Origin of the sequence: Paenibacillus massiliensis 2301065 = DSM 16942, from assembly GCF_000377505.1 — a bacterium.
GTDB lineage: Bacteria > Bacillota > Bacilli > Paenibacillales > Paenibacillaceae > Paenibacillus > Paenibacillus massiliensis.
The window spans coordinates 105,700-128,717 of the sequence record NZ_KB898190.1; the positions used below are offsets into that span (position 1 = coordinate 105,700).

Annotated in this window: 16 protein-coding genes; all 16 read right to left on the minus strand. The window is 53.1% G+C overall.

The genetic code is table 11. The features are described 5' to 3' along the window. Nucleotides 1-302: 302 nt before the first annotated feature. Complete coding sequence (locus D328_RS0113175; RefSeq protein WP_018885489.1) at nt 303-1,643, minus strand: LLM class flavin-dependent oxidoreductase; 1,341 nt, start codon at nt 1,641-1,643, stop codon at nt 303-305. Then, nucleotides 1,640-2,272 carry an RraA family protein gene (locus D328_RS0113180; protein WP_018885490.1) on the minus strand — a complete coding sequence of 211 codons (633 nt, stop codon included), beginning with the start codon at nt 2,270-2,272 and terminating at the stop codon, nt 1,640-1,642. Before D328_RS0113180 ends, D328_RS0113175 begins: the two co-directional genes overlap by 4 nt. Next, nucleotides 2,259-4,415: an IucA/IucC family protein gene (locus D328_RS29060; RefSeq protein WP_018885491.1), complete on the minus strand. Its 2,157-nt coding sequence runs from the start codon at nt 4,413-4,415 to the stop codon at nt 2,259-2,261. Before D328_RS29060 ends, D328_RS0113180 begins: the two co-directional genes overlap by 14 nt. After that, nucleotides 4,405-6,237: an IucA/IucC family protein gene (locus D328_RS0113190; protein WP_018885492.1), complete on the minus strand. Its 1,833-nt coding sequence runs from the start codon at nt 6,235-6,237 to the stop codon at nt 4,405-4,407. The genes D328_RS29060 and D328_RS0113190 overlap by 11 nt, the downstream gene beginning before the upstream one ends. Before the next feature lie 221 nt (nt 6,238-6,458). Continuing rightward, nucleotides 6,459-7,721, minus strand: coding sequence for an MFS transporter (locus D328_RS0113195; RefSeq protein ID WP_018885493.1), 1,263 nt, complete (start codon nt 7,719-7,721; stop codon nt 6,459-6,461). Then, nucleotides 7,702-7,851, minus strand: a complete 150-nt coding sequence (locus D328_RS31245) for a hypothetical protein (protein WP_018885494.1) — start codon at nt 7,849-7,851, stop codon at nt 7,702-7,704. Before D328_RS31245 ends, D328_RS0113195 begins: the two co-directional genes overlap by 20 nt. A gap of 157 nt (nt 7,852-8,008) precedes the next feature. Further along, nucleotides 8,009-9,838 (minus strand): IucA/IucC family protein, encoded by a 1,830-nt coding sequence (locus tag D328_RS0113205; RefSeq protein ID WP_018885495.1) that lies wholly within the window; start codon nt 9,836-9,838, stop codon nt 8,009-8,011. Next, the gene (locus D328_RS0113210) at nt 9,832-11,202 is read right to left on the minus strand and encodes a diaminobutyrate--2-oxoglutarate transaminase (protein ID WP_018885496.1); all 1,371 of its coding nucleotides are present in this window, start codon (nt 11,200-11,202) and stop codon (nt 9,832-9,834) included. The genes D328_RS0113205 and D328_RS0113210 overlap by 7 nt, the downstream gene beginning before the upstream one ends. 145 nt (nt 11,203-11,347) lie before the next feature. After that, nucleotides 11,348-11,782 (minus strand): response regulator transcription factor, encoded by a 435-nt coding sequence (locus D328_RS0113215; RefSeq protein ID WP_018885497.1) that lies wholly within the window; start codon nt 11,780-11,782, stop codon nt 11,348-11,350. Nucleotides 11,783-11,821: 39 nt separating this feature from the next. Then, nucleotides 11,822-13,705 carry a helix-turn-helix domain-containing protein gene (locus D328_RS0113220; RefSeq protein WP_018885498.1) on the minus strand — a complete coding sequence of 628 codons (1,884 nt, stop codon included), beginning with the start codon at nt 13,703-13,705 and terminating at the stop codon, nt 11,822-11,824. 339 nt (nt 13,706-14,044) lie between these two features. After that, nucleotides 14,045-15,124, minus strand: a complete 1,080-nt coding sequence (locus D328_RS29065; protein WP_018885499.1) for a hypothetical protein — start codon at nt 15,122-15,124, stop codon at nt 14,045-14,047. Nucleotides 15,125-15,309: 185 nt separating this feature from the next. Beyond that, nucleotides 15,310-16,473: a multiple monosaccharide ABC transporter permease gene (mmsB, locus tag D328_RS0113230; protein ID WP_018885500.1), complete on the minus strand. Its 1,164-nt coding sequence runs from the start codon at nt 16,471-16,473 to the stop codon at nt 15,310-15,312. Next, nucleotides 16,457-18,007 (minus strand): multiple monosaccharide ABC transporter ATP-binding protein, encoded by a 1,551-nt coding sequence (mmsA, locus tag D328_RS0113235; RefSeq protein ID WP_018885501.1) that lies wholly within the window; start codon nt 18,005-18,007, stop codon nt 16,457-16,459. The genes mmsB and mmsA overlap by 17 nt, the downstream gene beginning before the upstream one ends. A gap of 35 nt (nt 18,008-18,042) precedes the next feature. After that, nucleotides 18,043-19,128 carry a multiple monosaccharide ABC transporter substrate-binding protein gene (gene chvE / locus D328_RS0113240; protein WP_018885502.1) on the minus strand — a complete coding sequence of 362 codons (1,086 nt, stop codon included), beginning with the start codon at nt 19,126-19,128 and terminating at the stop codon, nt 18,043-18,045. 479 nt (nt 19,129-19,607) lie between these two features. Next, the gene (locus tag D328_RS0113245) at nt 19,608-20,858 is read right to left on the minus strand and encodes a response regulator transcription factor (protein WP_018885503.1); all 1,251 of its coding nucleotides are present in this window, start codon (nt 20,856-20,858) and stop codon (nt 19,608-19,610) included. 47 nt (nt 20,859-20,905) lie between these two features. Next, complete coding sequence (locus D328_RS29070; protein WP_233426198.1) at nt 20,906-23,011, minus strand: sensor histidine kinase; 2,106 nt, start codon at nt 23,009-23,011, stop codon at nt 20,906-20,908. Between the last annotated feature and the right edge of the window lie 7 nt (nt 23,012-23,018).

Sequence of the window (23,018 nt, forward strand, 5' to 3'; positions counted from 1 at the left end):
AAAATAAACTCTTTATATCCCACTATGTTCACATAAAGCCCCGTTTTTCGTAACCAAAAATCCTTATTGTATCAAGGTTTTTACAGCGCGATCTTGAGCCGGTTTGCATTGAACCTCCGATGCTACAAAATAGCTTCTGTTCAAAAACAAGCTCGTCCCCTTACCAAGCTGTTATTGACCCGTATCCTCCGATCTAAACCTTGAAATCAACAAAGGCCATCCCTCTCGGGATAGCCCTTGTTGATTTCACTATATATTGTGTCCACTCACAATCTTGGCCTGAACAACAGTGGTAGTATGCCTCAGACTAGCTGTGTGGCAGGCAGTTCAGTCAGTCCCAAGTGCTCACGCAGTGTATTTCCACTATACTCTGTACGATAGATACCGCGGTTCTGCAGCTCAGGGATGACCTTCGTCACAAAATCCTCCAGTCCCGTCGGCAATAGTGGCGGCATCAGATTGAAGCCATCGGCCGCACCTGCCTCCAGCCAGCGCTGCATGGTATCGGCAATCTGGATCGGCGTACCTGCTACAGTAAAGTGTCCTCTTCCTCCCGCTGTTCGGATAATCAGCTCTCGGATCGACAGCTGCTCCTCACGTGCAAGATTGACATAGAGCTGGAAGCGCGCTTTCTGGCCCTGTATCTGCTCAAGCTGAGGTAAGCGCTCATAAGGAAGCGGTCCGTCCAGCGGACAATCCGACAGATCTGTCTGCAGCAACGCTGACAAATTATAGAGCCCGTATTCGGAAGCACTTAGTTCATTCAGCTCGCGTTCCTTCTCCTTCGCCTCTGCCTCGGTATCCCCCACAAAGGTAATCAGCCCCGGCAAAATCTTCAGCTGCTCAGGTCGGCGTCCCCATAGCTTCAGCCTGCCCTTCAAATCCGTATAGAAGTCCATCGCCGACTCCATCGAAGGCTGTGCCGTGAACACAAGCTCCGCCCACCGAGCCGCGAATGAGCGACCAGCCTCAGAGGAGCCTGCCTGTACAAGCACGGGCACCCCTTGAGGAGATCGTGGCAGATTGAGCGGACCAGCCACCGATAGATGCTTGCCCTCATAGTCAGCGGCTTTGATCCGGTTCATATCCGCATATAGACCAGCCTCCTGATCGATCAATAGCGCATCTTCAGCCCAGCCAGTCCACAGCTTGACGGCTGCCTCGACGAATTCATGAGCGCGATCATAGCGAAGCGAGTGATCGAGATGGTTATCCCTGCCAAAATTACGGGCAGTTGCATCACCCGTTGAGGTCACGATATTCCAGGCTGTTCGGCCACCACTAATGTGATCCAGCGAGGCGAATTTGCGAGCGATATGGAAAGGCTCGTTATAGGTAGTCGACGCCGTCGCAGTGAGACCAATCCGCTCCGTTACCGCTGATAGCGCGGCAAGCATGGTGAATGCCTCCAGCTGCGGAATGACGCGGTACTTCGTCATTTTGTTCAATCGGTATTTCTCTGCAATGAAGATGGAATCCATCTTCGCCTGCTCAGCCATCCGGGCCAGTCGCTCATAATAGCGAAAGTCAGTTGCCAGCTGCGGACTAGCATCGGGATGACGCCAGCTTGCCTCATGATGTCCTGTGCTGAGCAAGAACAGATTCAGGTGAAGCTGACGTTTTCCTTGGTCGATTGCCCTCATACTCCCTCTCCTCCTTCGCCAATATGGCTGTACCCAAGCTTGTCACGGGTGCGTTGCTCACGCTGCTGCTTCTCCACAGCCTTCCGCCCCAGCTCCTCTGCTCGCGAGGGATCAATGGCGAACAGCCCGTCCTCATCTCCGATGATCAGATCACCAGGACGTACCGCTACACCCCCCACGCTGATGCAGGTGTTCACCTCTCCCTCCAGCTCCAGCGAGCGGGTGGTCAGAGCACTGATACCACGCGAAAACACTGGAAAACCAAGCTGTCTCAGCGCTGCTGCATCCGAGACGCATCCCGATACGACTGCTCCGGCTACTTGCTTGGCTATGGCTTTGTAGGCCCGGAATTCTCCCCAGCAGGCCCGATCCTCATCACCTGACATGTCGATGACGAGCACATCCCCGGGCTGAGCCATCTCCAGCGCCTCACGTAGCGCTGCAGAATCCAGGTGGGGTAGCCTTACTGTAAGGGCTGAGCCAAGCAAGCGGATCGGATGAAATAAGGGCCGTATCCCGCGAATATAACCGAAGTCGGTCAAATGTCCAATCGTAGAGGGCTGAATGGTGCGATATAGCTCTAGAAGCTCTGGCGCCAATGGCTTGGCATGAGGCTCAATACGCAACATAGGGCACCTCCTCTTCAGCTTGGACAGCACGCAGTGGATTCGGCATTTCACCTTTGCCATATGGCATGCTGCCTGGTACCTTGGACGTCTGTGCGAGCAATGGTCGGACGATCTGCTTCCATGGCCACTTCTCAGTGGTGAACAGACAACTGGAGATAACCCCCTCCTGTTGTTCAGGCAGTGCCGCTCGCTCCATCGCCGTCTGTAGAGCCTGCTTAAGTTCTGACCACATTCGCTCCTCAGAGAGGCTGTAGGCGTTGGCTAAGCTATCCATGATGGAGAACAAATTCACCTGAATGCCAAGCATCTGGAAGAACGCAATAAGCTGCTGTGGCGAATCATGATAAAGAGAATTAGGCACGCCTTGACGCAGCACATATTCGGGATCAGCCAGACCTGCTTCCTGCAGCCATGGCACATGGACGCGCAGCGCATCATGATCACGCAGCAGGAGTCCCGATACCTTTCCTTCATGGAGGACGAGGACTGCATTTTGCCCGTGCGCCTCTGGTACGAGCCCGAAGCGCAGAAGGCGCAATGACAGCTCGCCGAACGTCTCGGCGACTTCACGGAATAGCTCCAGTGCAGACTCCGCTGTATTTGGAAGATCTCGTTCCTGCAGCCATTCGGCGAATAGCAATGCCTGACTGCTCTCCGCAGCCAGAGCCGACATCGGGACAAGCCGCTTCTTGTCGTCGCTCATTAATTCCTCTGGATAAGTGCGAACCAGTGCCGAGAGATGGCGTGGGTTGTCCGCGAACAAGTCATCGTCCTCAGGTCTCAATGCCCACCAGCGCCCTTCCTCGCATAAATACAGCTGTGCGCTCAGGACCGGATCAAGCTCTCGGGCTTGTCGCAGCAAGCTCTCGGCACGAACGCCATTCATCATCTTGATCGCAGATAGATAACGCAGGCCACCCAGTGAGCGAATGCCCAGCGGCAGCTTCACATGCCGTGGTGTTGCTTCTAGGCTCATTAATGAGCGTACAGATGAAGTAGCATAATAGGTGCCTGCCTCTATATCCAGCGGGATACAAGCGCCGTTCTCCAGCTCTGGGCGCAGACGACTCGGCAGCATATGCTCCATCTGCCATGGATGCACAGGCAAGGCAACGTGCGTATCCTTCAGCCCACGGCGGGTTAACTCCTCCGCCAGCTTCTGCTGTTCTCCTTCAGAGAGCAACAGTTCATGCGGCAGCACGCTCGCAACATCCGCTCCACTCAGCAGGCGATCCCGTTGCACGGCGATCCAGCGCAGCTTGATCGGCTCTGCCGCCTCCGCCGTAAAGCTCCCGCATTCCTCCTGACCCCAGCCGAGCTTCGCCTTTGCTACCGGATGGAATGGACGGTCCCGCCTTGCGGCATAACGCTCCAGCGAGAGCAGAGCATGCTCCGGCGGTAGTGACAGCTGGTCCGAATAGGGCTCACGACGCTCCAGCGACCACGAGATCTGTCTCATCGTCTGCTGCAGCATGTCAATGAACACGTCGGTACCTTCAGGCTGTATTCCGGCTGCTTCCCCGTGACTGTCAGCAACCAAGCGCATAAGCTCTGACGGAGATAGAAGTCGGGCTCTTCCCTTAGTATTACTTCCTACTACCACGGCTCCCGGGATGCAACGCCAGCGCTGCACCACGGAGGGACGAAGGGCGAACAAGACCATCGTTCTGTCCTTGGACGAACGCCAAAGGCCTAGCATCGTTTCGGATGCTTCTGAATCTATGCCCTGTTCTGGCTCAAATCCTACAGTAGATCCTAGAGCAGGTCCTACAGCAGCTTCTGCTGAACTATTTCTCTCCCCATTTATTGTGCTTTCCGTTGCACCTGTTATGACATTCTTTTTGGCACTAGTGACGCTTGGTTTGGCACCAGTTATAGCACTTATTTCATCTCCTGCTCTGGCACCTTGTGTAGCAGCTTCTATAGCACCCACTCTGGCACCTGCTCGCTGAGCAGTGAGCGCTGCTTGGCTTCGATATAGCTCCCAGACGGAATCGAACCCTTCATCCGCTTCAGCGAGCGCATCACAGGCTGCTGGTGTGAGCATGATTAGCCCATTTAACAATTCTTCAGCCAGCAACGTGTTCAGCAGATCCTCCATGACACGTCGTAGTGCTTCCTCTTCAACCAACTTATTCGGCATGAACGCCCACTCCTTTCACAGCACGAAATGCATGAAGTGGATTAGGCACCCACCTCGGATCGACCTGCGTATCAGGCCACAGACGGCGGCGGGCCAACTGCTCAATGCGAATGCTATCCGAGAATAGATCATATAGCTCGTACTGAGCTGCGAACTCAGGGTGGCTCTGCTGATATTGATGGATAATTCCGGCTACACGCTCCCAGAAGGACTCCTCTGCGATGCCATGACGCTCATGCAAGAAGAGGGCAAGGTCACCCAGACAGACGAAAAAGAATGCGCTGTGCAGAAAATCCCGAACAGCATCCGGGTCATCCGTCTGCATATAGGAATGGCGATTCTGAGCCAAATGAGCCGCAGGCTCGGGATGCAGCTCTGGACAGAGCTGTGGCTGTGGCAGCAAGCGCCGGGAATACCGAACGCCATCATGAAAATCGCGTAGCGCGATGCGCACGGGTCGTCCGTCTCGATGCAGCAGGAGAATATTTTGCGCGTGTGACTCCAGCGCCACTCCATGCGCATACAGTAGATGAATAAGCGGTGTAACCGATGCCTCAAGTAGCTCGCCAAGCCATTGATCTGCCCCATATCGGGCTATCCACTCCCCTACAAGGTCTGCCTGCTCTCCTTCCGGGTGTGACAACGCGGCAAAAGGAAGCACCTGCTCGCCATCCCGCACAACAGCTCCCACACCGCGCCTCATAATGGCGCCCAGCGCACCGTAAGCCCGCTCACGCACCGAGGGCGACAGCTCCTGCGTATCAAAGGCTATACCGGCATACTCATCCAATAGCGCGAACTCCGGCTTGTTCGGTGTACGGTCCATCGCCACCAGATCATGCAGCCAATCCGACACCAAGGCAGCATTCAGCACCGTGTGTCGTGCCAGCATGCGGCGAGTCGACGTGTTTACAATACCAAGTGCCAGCTTCAATGTTGCTTTGCTGCGATCGCTTGCATTTTCCAGACTGCGAATGGACTGTTGCGCCCGATAGTCATCCTCTACATAACCTAATGGCAGTACGATACCTTCCGCTATTTCACGGTGCAGTGCAGGCACCACTACATGCTCCCATTGCCAAGGATGCACGGGCAGGAACAGGTAATCTATTGGATCATAGCCGCTATGGAGAATCACGGCGCGAAAATCCGCCAGAACCCTCTCCCCAAGCTCCTCCTGCAACCACTCCTCCTCCTTCATGCCCCGACGCAGTGACAGCTGCGCATAGGAACGTGAGACAGCTACCCATACCGGCTTCAGTAGCTCACCGAACTCCGGTCCGTAATGACGGTTGTCACTGGCATCAAATCCAACACGGGATTTGAAGCAAGGATGGTACGGATGACCATCGAGCTCTCCCTCCGCATGATCACGCTGTCGCTGTGCCCCCTCTTCTACACGCCAGGCGCGGGATTCTGCGTCATGTAGCAACGTGCGTGACAGCTCCTCCTGCAAACGAAGCAGCAACTCCCCCTGCTGATATTGACCCAGTACTTCATCCACAAAAAGCGCAAGTCGTGCAGGAGATGACTCTCCGTCTGGCCCGATCCGTTCCAGCGATTCACGATCAAGACGAATCCGCTCAAAGCTGAGCTTACGGCGGCAGACACAACGGTAATGAACGACCTCTCCAGACGCTGAACGTCCAGCCAGCTCCACCATTCGGCTCTCGCCTGCCTGTGGCAGGCCTTCCTTAGGCAAAGCAATTTCCTCGTACAGCACAGCTTCAAGCAATTGTCCCAGCACGCGTCGCTCTGCCGCCTCGTAGTGCTGAGAGCGAATCGCTAGGCTGCGCGGGTCGATTTCCTTCCAAAGTTTCATGTGTTTGCTCACCTCTTTTAATTTCATTTATACGTTGTTTTACGAATTAATCAAATGATCACTCACACCTTGGACTATACTCACACCTTACTATCACTTATACCTCACTATCACTTATATCTTGGATCAGGTCGATGTATTGACCACCACTGGATTGCCAGCGGTGAGACACACCCGGGAGGACGTCCAGCAAGATAACGCCTCTCCGTCGATAGTGCTGTCTATAGCTCCCGTTTTTCCGATTGGATCATGCTTGTATCCGATGCAGCTTCACCCGACAGGGAATCTGTATTCGTGACCCCCTCCCGCCGCTCTGCTGTCCACATCCAAACGAAGTTGGCCGCGAGCAGCACCGCCGAGCCTACAAATATATAACGCAAGCCAAAAGCCGCAGCCATCCAGCCCAATCCGATCGAGCCGAGCAGACCTCCTGCCATTTGCGCGCAGTTGAGATAGCTGAAGGAACGGCTCTCCATCCCAGACGGAGCATAACGTCTTACAAGCACATTCAGTGATGGGCCAAGTCCACCAAGACAGGCGCCACTGAAAAAACGAAGAGCAATCAGCTGCCACAGCTGCTGTGCGAAGGCCTGAGGAACCATGAGCACAACGGCGCCGAACAGCGCTCCATTCAGCACTCGCCGCTGTCCATAATGATCGCCGAGTCTGCCCAGTTGTGGTGCCGATAGCATATTGGCTACACCCATTGCGGCTGCAGTAAATCCTGCGAGCAGTGCGATATTATCGCTGCCAGGCGCCAGCATTTGTACATACAATGGAATGAATGGCAAGGTACCTACCATAGCCGCCCGCTGCAAGAAGGCCGAGACTAGCAATGTGGGCATGGCGCGACGGGACATGATTTCCTTAAAATCCCCTCGCAATCCCGTCGTCTGCATCTGGCTCGTTGTCTCCTCCCGCTGCTCATGTACACCGAACAGAACAACCAGCGAAGCAGCGAATATCCCTATCCCGATGTATAGAAATACAGGTGCGAAGCCGAATTGATCCGCCAGTGCTCCTCCCAATAGCGGACCACATATCGTGCCGCCAACCGAACTGGAGTGCAGGACGCCAAGCGCATAGCCGCTTCTTTCCTTGGGAGCATTCTTCGCGATCAGCGCTACTGCAGCTGGACTGAAGCCAGAGAGCATACCATTTACCAAACGCAACAGGAAGAGCTCCAGCGGACCGTTCACCACGCTCATCAGCGTGATCGTCAGCGCCGTGCCAAAGCCGGAGCGCAGCAGCATCGGCTTGCGTCCATAGCGGTCAGCCAGTCTTCCCCAGAAGGGACCAAGGACAAAGGCACTGAGCAGATTCGCACCGTAGATCGCTCCCGACCAGAGCATCACTTCTGATTGTCCATGCACGCCCAACTCCTGCAGATACAGGGGCAGAAACGGTGTCACACAACTGACGGAGGCCATAGCTAGGAACTGGCCGATGCACAGGATGTATAGACTACGCTTCCAAGCTTCCATCTTGGCCCGTCTTCCTTTCATTGCATTCATTGTTGGTGTGGAACATGCTGTGATGTCTGAAGCCTATCCATTCAGTTCTCACAGTCTCGTTGCTCACGGTAAGATGATCATACTCCACATTGTCTTCCATGCTGTTTTCCACCTTGATCTTCTATGCTGCCCTTCATGGTACTCTTCACGTTGCTTTTTATGTTACCTTTCATGCACCATTCTCTGTTAATGCTATTACATTCTTCGTTGCTCCTATTACACTCTTCGTTGCTTCTATTACACTCTTCGTTGCCCCATCACATTCTCCGTTGCTCACCTAAAATGCTGTTACCGCGCGAACCCCTTTCGGGTGAAAGACAGCTCTCTCGTATTGGATTCGGAATTCCCAAGTACGAAGGCGTATCTCCCTTATCCGCCAGGCAACTGGAAAAGTTGGCCTTCGCCGGCAACGTATCCGTATTCAGTAGCTCTTCCACATACGGACGCAGTCGCACACTCGCACGCTCCCGCTCCTCTAGCAGCAGACTACGCACGACAGCCCAGCCTTCACCCTCTGGCCGCCCCTGCCATAGAGCGAGAGCATGAATCAGCGAACCGAGGTGGTTCACAAAAAAGTAGTATTTGGTGCGATGCCAAGCCTCTGCCGGGGCGTATAACAGTGGGCTATCCTCCGCTATAGAGCCACCGATCCATTCTAGCTTGCGGGCGAGCTCATGATCTACACTCATCCCTTCCAGATCGCGGATGTAAAAGCAGCTAGGCCAGCCGTCCTTCAGCGACAACAGCGAATTCTGTGCATGCGCCTCAAAGCTGATGCCGAAGCGATCCCAGACACGCAGCAACGGCAGCATAGACAACCGCAGATAGCATTCCAGCCATGCCTTCATATCGGGTATGGGCAGATTCCCCCCATTTTGCGCACGATCTGATATGGCCTGGGCTAGCTTGGGTGTATGCTCACCCGGCCAGCTCTCCAGCACCGAAGCCAGCACGAACGTGGACGCTCGATCCACCTCCATCGGTCGGATGAGTACGGTGAAGGCCGGATCAGGCTGATCCTGACCCTGCGCTACAAGGCCGATGAACCCCGTCTCTGGAAGTAAGCCAGGTAGCTCCTGGACCAGTTCATGCCCCAAAAACGCAGTCAAGGATGCCGCATCCATGGTACGAGCCGTCTGCTCTGGCGTATTGACACGAATCAAATTCGTAATGCGCACCTCCAGTGGCAGCTTCCAGCCATTCCGACTGGAAGGCTCCCAGACGGTTCGTACGGATGAGGTAGGGTATACCCTCGGGCCTAATGGCCCCAGTGGAATAAGCTCTTCACGCTGTATCAATTCCCGCACCCAAGGGCGCTCCAGCATGCGATGGGCCTGCCACGGGTGCATGGGCAAGGGTTTGTACAGCGTGTCTGCCTCGCTACTCAGACGCTCCGACAATGCCTGCCGGAACTGCGCATATACCTCCGCTGGAAAGGCGCGGCTTTCTTCCCCCTGCAGCCACTGCTCCTGCAGTCTGGAAGCATGAACCGCGAAATAATATAAGACAAAGTCCGCACCGCGCTCCGGGCTGTAGCGATCCTGCTCGGATTCGCTCATGCCTTCGGCACTTTTGGGATATGGATGGAATGGGTGGCCTGCAAATACACTTTGCTCTGAGGCAATGTAATCCAGCCTGTTCAGGTTCTTGTCATCCGCCCCGGCATCCACCCACTGCTCCAAATGCCCCCGTAGTTGAGAGACGCTACGGTGTATGCGCTCCAACACCGCTGTCGTGTTCAGACGAGCCTCCGAGTCAAAGCGGAGTGCCAGCTCCGTGACCAGCGTCTCGGCCAACTCTTCGAAGCTGATCTGCCCAGTATAGCCGCCACGTTCCAATAACCAGCCTTCCTCGAACAAATGCTGTCCGGTCAGTGAGGCATAACGGATCGTGACGCGCAATTTTGCGCTATTCGCCAGCAGCAAGCTTAGTGATACGGCTGAGCCCTGCTGTGCCGCAGCTTCAAGCTCGGCGACTGACTCTATCGCGTCTTTGTTTTCCCGCAGGAAAGCATTAAGCAGCGAACGAGCGGTCATACTCTCGGCCATCCCCTGTGCCGTCGTCACTGTCATCCGTTCTGTCAGCATGACAGATCCTTGCGGGCTGCCCGCACCGATTCGCAGAACCGATCAGCGATATCGTCCAGTTGCTCCTCCGTCACGATGAGCGGTGGCAGAAAACGCATGACTGCGGAATGCCGACCTCCGACCTCCAAGATAAGTCCACGTCTCAGGCATTCCTGCTGGATTTGCGCTGCTAACCGCGGAGCTGCAGGTATATGGCCCAGATGATCCGGCTTACCATGCTCATCGACGATCTCTACCCCGATCATCAAGCCTAGCCCGCGTACATCCCCGATGCAAGGCTCCTGCTCCGCCAACTGGCGTAGTCTTCCTTGCAGGCGCTCACCCAGTTGACGAGCCCGCTCAGGCAGCTCTTGCTCTTTGATATAGCGAAGTGCTGCGAGTCCGGCTGCCATGGCTAGCTGATTGCCACGGAAAGTACCAATATGCGCACCTGGCCGCCACACATCGTAGCGTTCATGATAGACGACAACGGAGAGTGGCAGACTGCCTCCAATCGCTTTTGACAGCACGATGGCATCTGGCTCAATCCCGGCATGCTCAAAGGCAAATAGCTTTCCGGTACGTCCAAATCCCGTCTGAACCTCATCCACAATGAGGGGAATTTGTTGCTCTTGGGTAATACGCCGCAGCCCCTTCAGCCATTCAGCTGGAGCTGGTATCGAGCCTCCCTCACCCTGAACAGGCTCAACAATCATCGCCGCTGGCTTCACGATCCCGCTCTCTGGATCACGCAGCACATTCTCGATATAACGGAGACCCAGTCGCTGTGTCTCATCGCCTCCAACACCAAAAGGACAACGATAAGCATACGGATAAGGCAGGAAATGAACATCGGGCATCTGGCCTGATATTTGCTCCTTCTGCCCCAGCGTACCGCTGATGCTCATCGTCGCATGGGTCGAGCCATGATAGCCTCCATGGAACGCCAGCACGCTTCGTCTGCCAGTCGCCGTCTTCATCAGCTTGATCGAGGCCTCAACGGCATCGCCGCCGGTTGGGCCACAGAACTGAATACGGGCATGACGGGCAAAGGACGGAGGCAAGCTCGCGAATAACTCGTCAATAAAGCTCTCCTTAAGCGGAGTTGTAAGATCAAGCGTGTGCAGAGGAATTTTCTGATCGAACACATTCCTCATCGCCTCAATCACCACCGGATGATTATGCCCAAGCGCCAAGGTTCCTGCGCCGGCTAAGCAGTCGTAATAGACCTTACCGTCCATATCCTTGATATGGACTCCCTCCGCTTCGGCAATCACGATCGGAAGGCGTCTAGGATAGGAGCGGGCCGAAGATTCACGCTCCTGCTGGCTTTGTAGATAACGGCTGTTGGCAGATGCTTCTGTTGCCGCTGTAGCTGGATGCATACGGGTTCACTCCTTGGATACGATTTATGCCCTACCGCTAATGATAATCATTATCAGTAAGTTGCCTAAATCATACCATTTATGGAGTAGAACTGAATATTATCCAGCAGGATTATATTCATACTCTTATCGTGTTAATTTGGGGTTAGTCTTGCGTTCTACTGTGGCTTTTTAGCTTCTCTGCCAGCAGAAAGACGAAATCTCCTCCTGTCTGCTCGATACAGAGCGTTTTCTTAATATTCTGAATATGCTTTTTAACGGTATTAACGCTAATATATAATTCCTCCGCAATTCTACGAATACTGTAGTGGCGGCACAGCAGCTCAGCAATCTCAAGCTGCCTCCCGCTCAGCACCACAGACTCCGCCGGCCCTGTCGACTGTGGGTTACGTGTAGTCGCAGCTACGGGGAGGGCCTCCTGATCAACCGCCTCATACTCCATTTTGACCTGAATACAATCGCGGATGTTCATCTGGATCACCCAATTCATAATGATGCTGTGCAGCTCAGCCAGCTCCTCGCGCTCCCGTTCATTACCCGCGCTGGAGGCGACCGTTAGACTCAGTTTAGTAACAGGCATAGGTCCCTCACCATCCGAATTGGAATATTTACTTTTTAATTACAAATTATGAATACGAAAATTAGAAGTAATGGGCGGCAGCAATGTCTCTTCAATCTCATCAATGACCCTGTTCATCGCCAGTGGCCCGTAATAACCAGTCCATAATGCAGTGTGAAAATGACGCACTCGTCCACTCCGAACAGCACTCATACTACTCCACAAAGGATGCTGCTCATATAGCTGAGTCTGCTCCTGATTCAAATTATCTGTCAGCACAAATAACCGATCCGCCTGCAACTCTGACAACGTCTCTAACGGAATTAAGGAGCTAGTGCCGGCCTGCTTCACTGCGAGCGCTGGCGGAGCAAGGCCAAGATCCTCATACAACAGGCGCGCAGTTCGATGCCGCTCCGTATGTAGTCGTATGCTGCCATCACGTGGTCGAATCAATGCCACCGTCTGTTCATGACCAGCTTCTATTCTGCGACGCAGTCGATCCAGCTTGGTATTGAAGCCATCTAGGATCTCAAGAGCCTGATGCTGTCGACCTACCAACTCGCCAAATCTAAGCAGGGTGACACGCCAATCCTCATTGCGATCAAACATTACTGTCGGCGCTATGCCGAGCAGCTCCCCATAACAGTGCTCCTGAAATGACGTACAGACAATAAGATCAGGTTGTAGCTCGCCCAAGGCTTGCAGATCAGGCTGCTCCTTCGTTCCGAGGTGGTACATGCTTCCCATGAACTGCTTCAGAGGTAAAGGAAGTCCATCCGTTACAATACTGCAAGCCACACTACCTACCGGACAGACACCAAGGGATAGCAGTTGATCTGAATATTGATAATCAAGCACTACGATTCGCTCGGGCTTGCGTTCAAGCTCCAATATTCCTCTCATATGAGGCATGCGAATCCTGTCGTCCACGTAGGCCAGTCCTCCGGTACACATCAGGGTTAGTGACAATAGGGCACGGAAGGATTGCGTGGCGCTCACCCTTTGATGATAACTATCGAATTTGGCAGGGACAATGACCGTTTGCGACGATGAACTTGGAGAAATACGACAATTATCGCAATTTACTCCTGTCATAAATGGATTGGCTGTATGTGTCTGTCTATAGCCTCTTGGAGACTGTCCGATCTTTTTCTTGAACAACCGACTGAAATAGTAGCTATCTGGATACCCGACCTCTTCTGCAATTTGTGCAACGGGCTGCCCGCTTTGCTCCAACAGTCGCTTTGCACGCTCCATACGAATGCCAATTAAATGCTCCATCGGCCCATGTCCGAAGCGAGTCTTGAAGCCTCTTTGCAATTGACGCGGGCTTGTTAGTAATCGCTCAGCCAAAGAGGACAGCGTAATAGGCTCGTTGTAGCAAGCCTCCATATGCCAGAGAGCGGAAGCGATCATATCTTGCTCCTCTGTCTTATCAGCGGCTCCTTCCAGCCGCTCCAGCTCTGTTAGCAGCAGCTGCACGAAGGCATAGAAGCGTTGCTTCGCCTCCAGACGCGCCAGCGGGTCCTCCTGATGCCATAATCTGTCCATATCGGACGCCATGCTTCTATACATGGCAGTGGACCCGGGAGGACCGCCATAACAAGAACCAAAACGATCCACAGCCAGCTCTGGCTCAAGCAGCCCGCTCGGTAATTGCTGTGGAAGAGAGGCTTTGTACAACACCAGGACGTATTCCAGCCCGTTCGACACCTGACTGATATGAAGGCGTGTTCCTTTCCCGACATGAACGACAGGTGAGCCCTCAGAGCTGCAAATTACATCGCCAGCCTCAATTCGAGCCATCCCTGCCCCTGATATGAGGAATAGCTCTGCAGGTGCAACATAATCCAGCTCTTCTCCCAGCTGCAGCTGGCTATGTCGAATATCGACAATATCAATGGAAGCGCAAGTCCATAACAGCATTTGATCGCGTGTCACCATTCGTGCTCCAACCCCCGTTTCCAGAATTTATGTTAGTTCTATTATAGTTTCACTGAGAATCATTATCAAATATCGTTTCAGAAGTATCGAATTCAACAGAATTTAATCTAGAAGCATTGAATTCATTCGAGCCTAGATCTGCGTTCCTACCAGCAAGACTCTTCAAATATAACTAAGCTATAACGATAGCAAAAGCATGATAACAGTAACAATATATATTCAGCAAAATAAATAGACCTCATAGATCCGTTATCACGTCTCTGAGGTCTATCGCAGTAGCGCAAGTATTTTAAAAGATAATTATAAAGAAGATGATTATATACGTCGTCTCTTTAACCGTCACAAAGGTGACATATAACGACCATACGTAACGTCCAGCTCCGCAAATTGGTTCTGCTCCCGTGACAGGAACGTGACGGACTCACCTTCTGCTCCCATCCATTGCACACCTAGCATGAATCCTTGCGGTGTGCGAGCAGCCCACAGGAATGAGAACATCTCTGGCAGGACCTCCCCACCATCGTCCACTCGCCAAGCTGAATAGCCCTCAAGCTGCGCAGGATAATCCTGCACGATCAGTCCATCCTTGCTGTCAAGCACAAGGCTGGCCAGCAGTTCTTGGCCTTTCGGCTCGAATTGGACCAGGTATAGCTTACCCTGTGAGTCAATCTGCTCTAAGGGCCAGATATGTTGAATCTGACGCTTCCGGGTATTCTCCAGACGGCTGACGAGCGCAGCGGATGTCTGCTCTTCACGTATAGAGGTCATGTCCAGTTGAGCAGCTTCAGGCATGTCTTGCTCCATTGTCAGAAAATAGGTCTCATTGGGCTCTGCCTTCCCCTCGACAACCTCATAGAGACTGCCAGGCAGGTGATCAAAATTCTGGGCCGTCTGGCGGCCATTATCCGCCTCATTCCGCTCCTGTACACTCATATATCGAACAGCGAGGCGCTGGCCATGGTAGCCTACGGCGAGATTGTATCTCTGACTCGGTACCTTGCCCTCGTTTGGCGAATCAACTAACAATCTGCTGCCTGACGGATCTGCGAAGCCTAAGGAGCCCTCGGTCAATAGTAGGGAAGGATTGAGAACTGCAAGAGGTTCCGCAGACGACACCGATGATGAAGATGATATTGATGACGATGATGTCGATGACACCGCTGATGAGGAGCCTGGACTCGAATGGCTTGCCGTTGGAGTTGTGGATGCTGAAGCACCTTCGCTGTCTAGCATGTGCTCACTGCTCGTACCCAAGCCGCTGTCCGTCTTAGTTACACCTTGGGTGTTCACCCCCTCTTGCGTCTGTGCCGGGACTGGCTGTTCCCGATCTGCAGCTGAATTCTGCATCCCCGTACAAGCCGCCAGCAGCAGGCTCATCGTAATCCAGACCGGCACAAGTCTCCCAATGCTCCCTCTCATCCCTATCGCCCCTGTTCGCTGTAAAGTCAGCATTTTGCATACATTCAGGCCCAAAATACAGCTCAAGCATCCAGTTGAAGATACCTGGATACGATGTATACACAATGCTCGAAGTGCCTTATCTCCCTCACTTTACATCAGGTTATGAATAGCGGCAATAGATCGTAAATGGTTGATGTTGGTGTCTAAGCAGCGCGCTTATTTTTATTGTAGATATCGAATGCTACAGCCAGTAGAAGTACCAGACCTTTAATACCTTGCTGCCAATCAATACCGAGGCCGATGAGCGACATACCATTGTTCAGCACGCCCATAACCAAGCCCCCGATGATTGCACCATAGACCGTTCCGATCCCCCCGGAAGCCGAAGCCCCCCCAATGAAGCAGGCTGCAATAGCATCCAGCTCAAAGTTCGTTCCTGCCCGTGGCGTAGCAGCATTCAGACGCGCGGCAAAAATCAGGCCGGAGATCGCAGCCATCACACCCATATTGACGAACACCCAGAACGTGACCTTTTTCGTCTTGACCCCGGACAGCTCAGCCGCTTTCTCATTTCCTCCCAGTGCATACACATGTCGTCCGATGACCGTACGATTCATGATAAAGGAATAGGCAATAATAAGCGCGAATAACAGAACCAGAATATTCGGAATGCCCGCATAGCTCGCCAGCATGAAGGTGAACACATTCGTTATGATCGTTACCGCAGCCAGCTTCAGGAGGAATAGACTATTAGCCCCCGCCTCAAATCCATATTTTAATTGCGCACGACGAGCACGCATTTCACTCAGAATGTACCAGACACTCAGTGCAACACCCACTACCACCGATATGATACTAACCCCCGAAAAAGCAACGTCCGGCAGGAAACCTGAGCTCAGCTTCTGGAATCCACCAGGGAAAGGGGAGATGGACTGCCCATCCAGCACAATCATGGTTAGACCACGGAAGAGCAGCATACCAGCCAGCGTCACGATAAAGGCCGGAATCCGTACATACGCCACCCAGAAGCCTTGCCAGGCACCGATTAGGCCACCAACCAATATGGCAGCAATAACAGCTATCCATGTCGGCAGCTGCCAGTCTACCATCATGATCGCAGCTACCGCACCCACAAATGCAGCAACCGAACCGACCGACAAATCAATGTGCCCTGTTATAATGACCAGCACCATGCCAATGGCAAGCACCAGAATATAGCTATTTTGCAAAATCAGATTCGTAATATTGATCGGCTTGAGCAATAGCCCGCCCGTTAACACCTGGAACAGCAGCATGATGACCACCAATGCAAATATCATACCGTATTGCCGTACATTTCCCTTGAACAATCTAGCCAACATGGTCATGCTTCCCGCCTCCTGACTTAGTCATATATCTCATAAGCACTTCCTGCGATGCTTCCTCACGGCTCACTTCTCCGGTCATTCGTCCTGCGTTCATAACATAGATGCGATCGCATAGCCCGAGAATCTCGGGTAGCTCGGAGGAAATGACCAGCACAGCCTTTCCTTCAGCAGCCAGTCGATGAATGATGGTATAGATCTCATACTTGGCACCTACATCAATACCGCGCGTCGGCTCATCCAGCATGAGAATGTCAGGCTCCGCAAATATCCATTTTCCCAGCACCACCTTCTGCTGATTGCCACCGCTTAGATTGCCGGTCTTCTGCAAAATGCTTGGTGCCTTGATATTCATGCTGCGCTTCATCTCCTCAGCCACCAGCACTTCCTCATGCTCGTTCACCACGGTGTTCTGACTAAGCTTGGGCAAGCCAGTCAGCGAGATGTTGCGCTTGATGTCATCCATCAGAATCAGACCGTAGGCTTTGCGATCCTCGGTAACATAAGCGAACCCATTCTCAATAGCCTCCGTCACGGTCCGGTTGCGAATGATGCGGCCCTCCTTGATGAGCTGCCCGGAGATTCCACGCCCGTAGGATCTGCCGAAGATGCTCATGGCCAGCTCCGTCCGACCTGCTCCCATCAGTCCGGCGATCCCGACAATCTCCCCGCGCCGTAGCTGCAGATTGACCCCCTCCAGCACTTTGCGATCGGCATGATGCTCATGGTAGACTGTCCAGTCCTTCACCTCCAGAATGACCTCACCAATCTCGGCGTGTCGCTCTGGATAGCGGCTGGTCAGATCTCTACCGACCATACCGCTAATGATCCGGTCCTCTGTGACCTCGTCCTTCTTCATGTCCAGTGTCTCAATGGTGTGCCCGTCACGCAGGATGGTCACGGAGTCTGCCACTTTGGATATCTCATTCAGCTTATGGGAGATGATGATGCAGGAAATGCCCTGTCGCTTCAGCTCCAGCATCAATTGCAGCAGATTCTCGCTATCGTTCTCATTCAGGGCTGCCGTCGGCTCATCCAGAATGAGCAGCTTGACCTTTTTGGATAAGGCCTTGGCAATCTCGACGAGCTGCTGCTTCCCTACACCGATACTGGATACCAGCGTGTCTGGCCGTTCATGCAGTCCGACCTTGGCCAGAAGCTGCTGCGTGCCCGCATAAGTGGCGTTCCAGTCGATCACTCCTTTACTGGCACGTTCATTGCCCAAATAAATATTTTCCGCAATCGACAGCTCCGGAATTAATGCGAGCTCTTGATGGATAATAACGATCCCCAGCTCCTCGCTTTGCCGGATATCCTTGAACTCGCAAGTCTGTCCTTGAAAACGAATCTCCCCTTCATAAGAGCCGTGGGGATACACTCCGCTAAGCACCTTCATCAAGGTCGATTTTCCTGCTCCATTCTCCCCACACAAAGCATGAATCTCTCCCTCGCGAATCCGTAGATTCACGTCCTCCAGCGCCTTGACGCCCGGGAAAGCTTTGGTGATGCCAATCATCTCCAGAATGATTCCAGCCATGGACCTGCTCCTTTCCAGCTCGTGTCTTCTGCTTGTTACTTGAGACCAATCTCCTCGCGAGTGTAATATCCGCTGCCTACAATATCCTTCTCCACATTGCTCTGATCGACAGAAATAGGGTCCAGCAGATAAGCCGGGACTACCTCTATTCCGTTGTTATAAGACTCTGTATCGTTTACTTCCGCCTGTTGACCTTGTAAGATGCTGTTAGCCATCTCTACCGTCTTCTCCGCCAATTTACGTGTATCCTTGAATACCGTTTGCGTCTGCTCCCCGGCTACAATGGATTTGATCGAGGAGAGCTCGGCATCCTGCCCAGTGATGATCGGCAAGGGCTTGGCACTGCTACCGTAGCCGACACCCTTCAATGAGGATATAATTCCGATACTAATTCCATCATACGGTGACAGCACAGCGTCCACCCGTTCTGTCGAGTAGTAGGCGCTCAGCAGATTATCCATCCGGGATTGAGCCAGCGCACCATCCCAACGCAGCGTGGCAATCTGGGCCATCGTGGTCTGTTGACTACGAACGACGAGCTTGCCCTCATCAATGTAGGGCTGCAGTACAGACATGGCCCCGTCAAAGAAGAAATAGGCGTTGTTATCGTCCGGAGACCCGCCAAACAACTCAATGTTGAACGGTCCTTTACCCTCCTTAAGTCCCAGGCGCTGCTCGATATACGAGGCCTGTTGCACGCCTACCTTAAAATTGTCAAACGTTGCGTAGTAAGTCAGATAAGGTGTATTGCGAATCAGACGATCATAGGAAATCACCTGAATTCCCTGATCATGTGCCTTCTGAATTACATCTGTCAGTGTGTTGCCGTCCACCGAAGCGATGACCATGACATCAACGCCCTTGGTAATCATGTTCTCGATCTGCGAAATTTGATTCTCAACGACATCCTCAGCGTATTGCAGGTCCGTCTTATAACCTTGCTCCTGAAAGAGACGGACCATATTCTCTCCATCAGCTACCCAGCGTGCAGAAGATTTGGTCGGCATAGATATGCCCACGTAGCCCTTCTCTCTGCTGCCCGGCCCGCTCTCTGCCAGATTGCAGGCGGATAGCAGCAGGGTCATGGCCAGCAGCCACAGCATTACAGCTCCTTTGTTCATCGCGAAGTCCCCTTTCCTATTGAATCGCCAACCCATTCGTTCCGAATTGTGCTTGCCGCTACTTGATGTCGGATGTTCAGTGGCACAATGGATAACGCTTTCAAAATGTAATATCGGTACGTCACCTGCATGGATATGGTATCACTTGGGAATAAGCAGGGTCTTTATGATGAATGAACCTTTTTTATAAAATTTTAACTTTTGTCTCCTTGGACTCGGCTTATCATCAAAATTAGTGCGCCGCTGCGTCTAACGCACAACACAAAAAGACCTCACCTGTTCCAGGGAACGGATGAAGTCATTTTGTTTCCACTATACCTTGATTAGATCGGATCATATGAGAGTATAGAGCCGCTGCAAGCAGGGAGCCCTGTCGACCGCTATTAAGCTTGCCGTTCTTTCGAACGAAATAGAAAAGTGGATGAGCAGCAAGCTTAATGGCTGCCAATGTCGTTTCTCTAGGGGTTCCCCGCTTTGCGCTAGGTAGCCGTACCCCCACCTCTGCGGTACTGGGCCGGAGAGACGCCCATAATCTTCTTGAATGCCGTGCTGAAATAATGCTGGCTGTCATATCCAGTCTGCTCTGCGATCGCATGAATGGGCAGCAGGGTGGAATCCAGCAGCTGCACGGCCTTGCGAATTCGGGTACGCGTGACAAGTGTGACGAAGTTATCGTTCAGCTCCTTCTTGAGCACACGACTGAGATACACGGGCGACACCTGCAGGCTGGCTGCCAGCGAATCCAGCGTAAGCTCGCGCTGGGCATAGCGCTCCCGGATGAGCTGACGTGCACGGCGGACCAAGGGAGACACCTGGGCCTCATACTGCAATTGCTCGCGGCAGTTCCGATACGCTGCTCGAAGTCCCTCCAGTCCATCTTCATTCTTCTCCAGGCAGCAATGTACAGCGATATTCAGGAAGCTGCCAATCTTCTGTTCAATCTCCGCTTCCAGACCTTCAGGCGCAAGCTGCCACAGACACATACCAATCAGCCCTCCGCGCGTCTGGAACAACACATACGGGAGCTCCGTCAGCAGCTCCCCCATAATATTCTCGGCACCGAATCGAAGCAGCTGTCGTTCAGACTCCTGCATAATGCTCTGCGACTCCCCTCCTGGCCAGCGTACAAGTCCAATCTGTACCGGGAGATGGGGCGGCAGGCTCAGGAAGGCGAGCTGCTCCAGCACCTCGGGCTCTCCCATGCTCCCCTCGAGCCACTCCAGGCAGCTGCGACGCCGGAGCAAGGGAATATGTCGCTCCAATTGGATGGCCGTCTGCTCCACATAGGCGCTCCGTGCAAGCTCCTCATCCATTCGCTGTCGCAGATCGGATAGTGTCTCATATAATTGCCTGTCGTCTACTGGCTTGAGCAGATAATCCTGTACACCGAGACGAACAGCCTCCTGGGCATAGGCGAATTCATCATGACCGGATATAATCAGACAGCGACAATCCGGACATTCCTCCTGTAAGCGACGGATCAGCTCAATCCCGTTCAGGAAAGGCATGTTCAAATCGACCAGCATAATATGAATATCCAGCTCTCGAGCAAGCTCCAGCGCTTCCTCACCGTCCTCTGCTTCACCGACTACGTCCATCCCTAGCTCAGACCATGGGATGGCCTCGCGTATGCCTTCACGAATAATAGGCTCATCATCAGCGATCAGCACTCTGTAGGAAGCAGTAGGTGGACTCATGCCTATGCTGCGGGCTTTTTCCAGCGGCCACATCATAGGTTCTCTACGACCATCTCCGTTTGTGTTAGTCACAACTTCGCTCAATCCAATCCCTCGCTTTCCGTCCGCTCAGCCTGAGGTGTTGGCATATCAGGCAAAAGTGGATGAATGATGGTTACACAGGTCCCTTCCCCTTCCACACTATCTACTGTGATTCCATATGTGTCACCGAACGACAGGCGCAGGCGAGCCTGCACATTCAGCATACCGTAGCTTCTTCCTGTCCAAGTGGGGTCCTGTCTTCGCTCGTACGTATCCAGCTTCTCCACAGGGGATGCCAGTAGCTCTCTGATTTCCTGCAAGCGCTGCGCTGACATGCCTGCCCCATTATCGCTCACAGTGAGCCTGAGGCTGCCTGTATCTGCGGAGGCTTCAATGCGAATCAGGCCGGGTCCACGCCGGGCCTTGATCCCATGATAAATCGCATTTTCCACGATGGGTTGAAGCAGCAGCTTCAGCAGGTACAATCGCGCAAGCTCTGGTGGCACGACCAGCTCATAGCGCAGCCGATCTCTGTATCTCATTTGTTGAATATGCAGGTAGCTGGAGATATGTTCGGTCTCCGCCTGCAGTGGAATATAATCATCGCCTTTACTGAGTCCGATGCGGAACAGACGCGAGAGTGCTCCTACCATGACAGACACATCTGCAGCTCCCTGCTTACGTGCCATCCAGTGAATCGTATCCAGCGTATTATATAGAAAATGCGGCTTGATATGCTCTTGCAGACTGCGCAGCTCGGCTTCCCGTTTTTGACGTTCACGCACCTTGTTCAGCTGCATTAGCTGTTGAAGCTGCTCTACCATGCGGTTATAGCTCCTGCCGAGCATGCCCACCTCATCCGCTCGCTCCGTCCATTTCCCCTTGCCTAGATCTCCCTTCTCTGCTCTACGCATATAAGACATCAATTGCAGGATAGGCTGGGCAATCGACCGGGATAACCATAAGGACGCCGTCAAGCCGAACAGACAGACGATGAACACAAAGCTGACAATATAAAATTGAATCTGGCGCACCTCCTGTACCGATTCATCGGCAGGAAATACACCTACCGTCTGCCAGCCCGTAAATGAAGAGGCCTGATACATGAACAGTATCTCCCTGCCTTCTGTCTCCCGAGTAAATATGCCTCCGCTCTCACCGCTATGGAACCATTCTGGAGGAATATGCTTGATAGGCGACAGCTCCGGCATATAGATGCTTCTCCCCTCTGCATCCGTCACCATGACGTAGCCGGATTTGCCAAGGGTTATATTTCTCGCTGCCTGTGAGATGCTTCGTTGCTTGAGATCAATGAGGATAACACCCAGCACCTGGCCTGAGGCCGGATCTGTCACCGAGCGAACGATTGACACCAGCTCATTGTTCTGATAGCGGGCATGGCTTGTCAGGTTACGCTGATCAGGCTGGCCCAGCACCGTGAAAATACCGGGGTTCTGCTTTGCCTTGACGTACCAATCCTCCAGCAGTAGACTGCGATCATATCTGGGATACATATCATTGCTAATATAATCTCCTTGCTGATTGACGAGTAGAATGCCTGCAATCTCGGGATAGAGTGTCGTAAAGCCCTGCAGGTATTGCTTCATGCTGTACAGCTGATCCTGGCTCCGGGCCGATGATGCGCCCGTAGCCGACAACGGAGCCTTCGGTAAGTGCTGCTGCCATGCTGGCTGCGATTCAGATTTCGGAGAATCTGAATCCGTCGCTGAAGCCGAGACTGATGATGGCGAGACGGCTGTTGAAGACAAGACTGATGATGACGATGAGAATGATGAAGATGGTGTGACCGCTGTTGAAGCTGAGACTGTTGCCAGCGCCGAAGCTATAGCTGATGAAACCCCAGACCCTGAGTCTGACGTGCCTGCTGTATGCGCGGACTGTCCGGTATAGCCATCTGCTGCCGTCTGTCCTGACATGAAGGCCATGACCTCTGGCTGGAAGCCGATCAGATAGGTCATGTTCTGTAGGTTCTCCATCTGACTGTCCAGTGCCTCATTCACCTTCCCGATCAGCTGTAGTGTATGGCTCTCCACCTGCCGCTCTACGATCCGTTCGACCGTCCAGTTCACCAGAGCTCCCAATCCAACCGATGGGACAATAGCGAATAACAGAAAGAGCAGGATCAACTGATAGCGCAGAGGCATATTCCGC

Bases quoted from the DNA above. Each gene is read 5' to 3' on its own strand.
- D328_RS0113175 (WP_018885489.1), bottom strand. From the start codon at position 1,643: ATGAGGGCAATCGACCAAGGAAAACGTCAGCTTCACCTGAATCTGTTC.
- D328_RS0113180 (WP_018885490.1), bottom strand. From the start codon at position 2,272: ATGTTGCGTATTGAGCCTCATGCCAAGCCATTGGCGCCAGAGCTTCTA.
- D328_RS29060 (WP_018885491.1), bottom strand. From the start codon at position 4,415: ATGCCGAATAAGTTGGTTGAAGAGGAAGCACTACGACGTGTCATGGAG.
- D328_RS0113190 (WP_018885492.1), bottom strand. From the start codon at position 6,237: ATGAAACTTTGGAAGGAAATCGACCCGCGCAGCCTAGCGATTCGCTCT.
- D328_RS0113195 (WP_018885493.1), bottom strand. From the start codon at position 7,721: ATGGAAGCTTGGAAGCGTAGTCTATACATCCTGTGCATCGGCCAGTTC.
- D328_RS31245 (WP_018885494.1), bottom strand. From the start codon at position 7,851: ATGGAAGACAATGTGGAGTATGATCATCTTACCGTGAGCAACGAGACT.
- D328_RS0113205 (WP_018885495.1), bottom strand. From the start codon at position 9,838: ATGCTGACAGAACGGATGACAGTGACGACGGCACAGGGGATGGCCGAG.
- D328_RS0113210 (WP_018885496.1), bottom strand. From the start codon at position 11,202: ATGCATCCAGCTACAGCGGCAACAGAAGCATCTGCCAACAGCCGTTAT.
- D328_RS0113215 (WP_018885497.1), bottom strand. From the start codon at position 11,782: ATGCCTGTTACTAAACTGAGTCTAACGGTCGCCTCCAGCGCGGGTAAT.
- D328_RS0113220 (WP_018885498.1), bottom strand. From the start codon at position 13,705: ATGGTGACACGCGATCAAATGCTGTTATGGACTTGCGCTTCCATTGAT.
- D328_RS29065 (WP_018885499.1), bottom strand. From the start codon at position 15,124: ATGAGAGGGAGCATTGGGAGACTTGTGCCGGTCTGGATTACGATGAGC.
- mmsB (WP_018885500.1), bottom strand. From the start codon at position 16,473: ATGACCATGTTGGCTAGATTGTTCAAGGGAAATGTACGGCAATACGGT.
- mmsA (WP_018885501.1), bottom strand. From the start codon at position 18,007: ATGGCTGGAATCATTCTGGAGATGATTGGCATCACCAAAGCTTTCCCG.
- chvE (WP_018885502.1), bottom strand. From the start codon at position 19,128: ATGAACAAAGGAGCTGTAATGCTGTGGCTGCTGGCCATGACCCTGCTG.
- D328_RS0113245 (WP_018885503.1), bottom strand. From the start codon at position 20,858: ATGTGGCCGCTGGAAAAAGCCCGCAGCATAGGCATGAGTCCACCTACT.
- D328_RS29070 (WP_233426198.1), bottom strand. From the start codon at position 23,011: ATGCCTCTGCGCTATCAGTTGATCCTGCTCTTTCTGTTATTCGCTATT.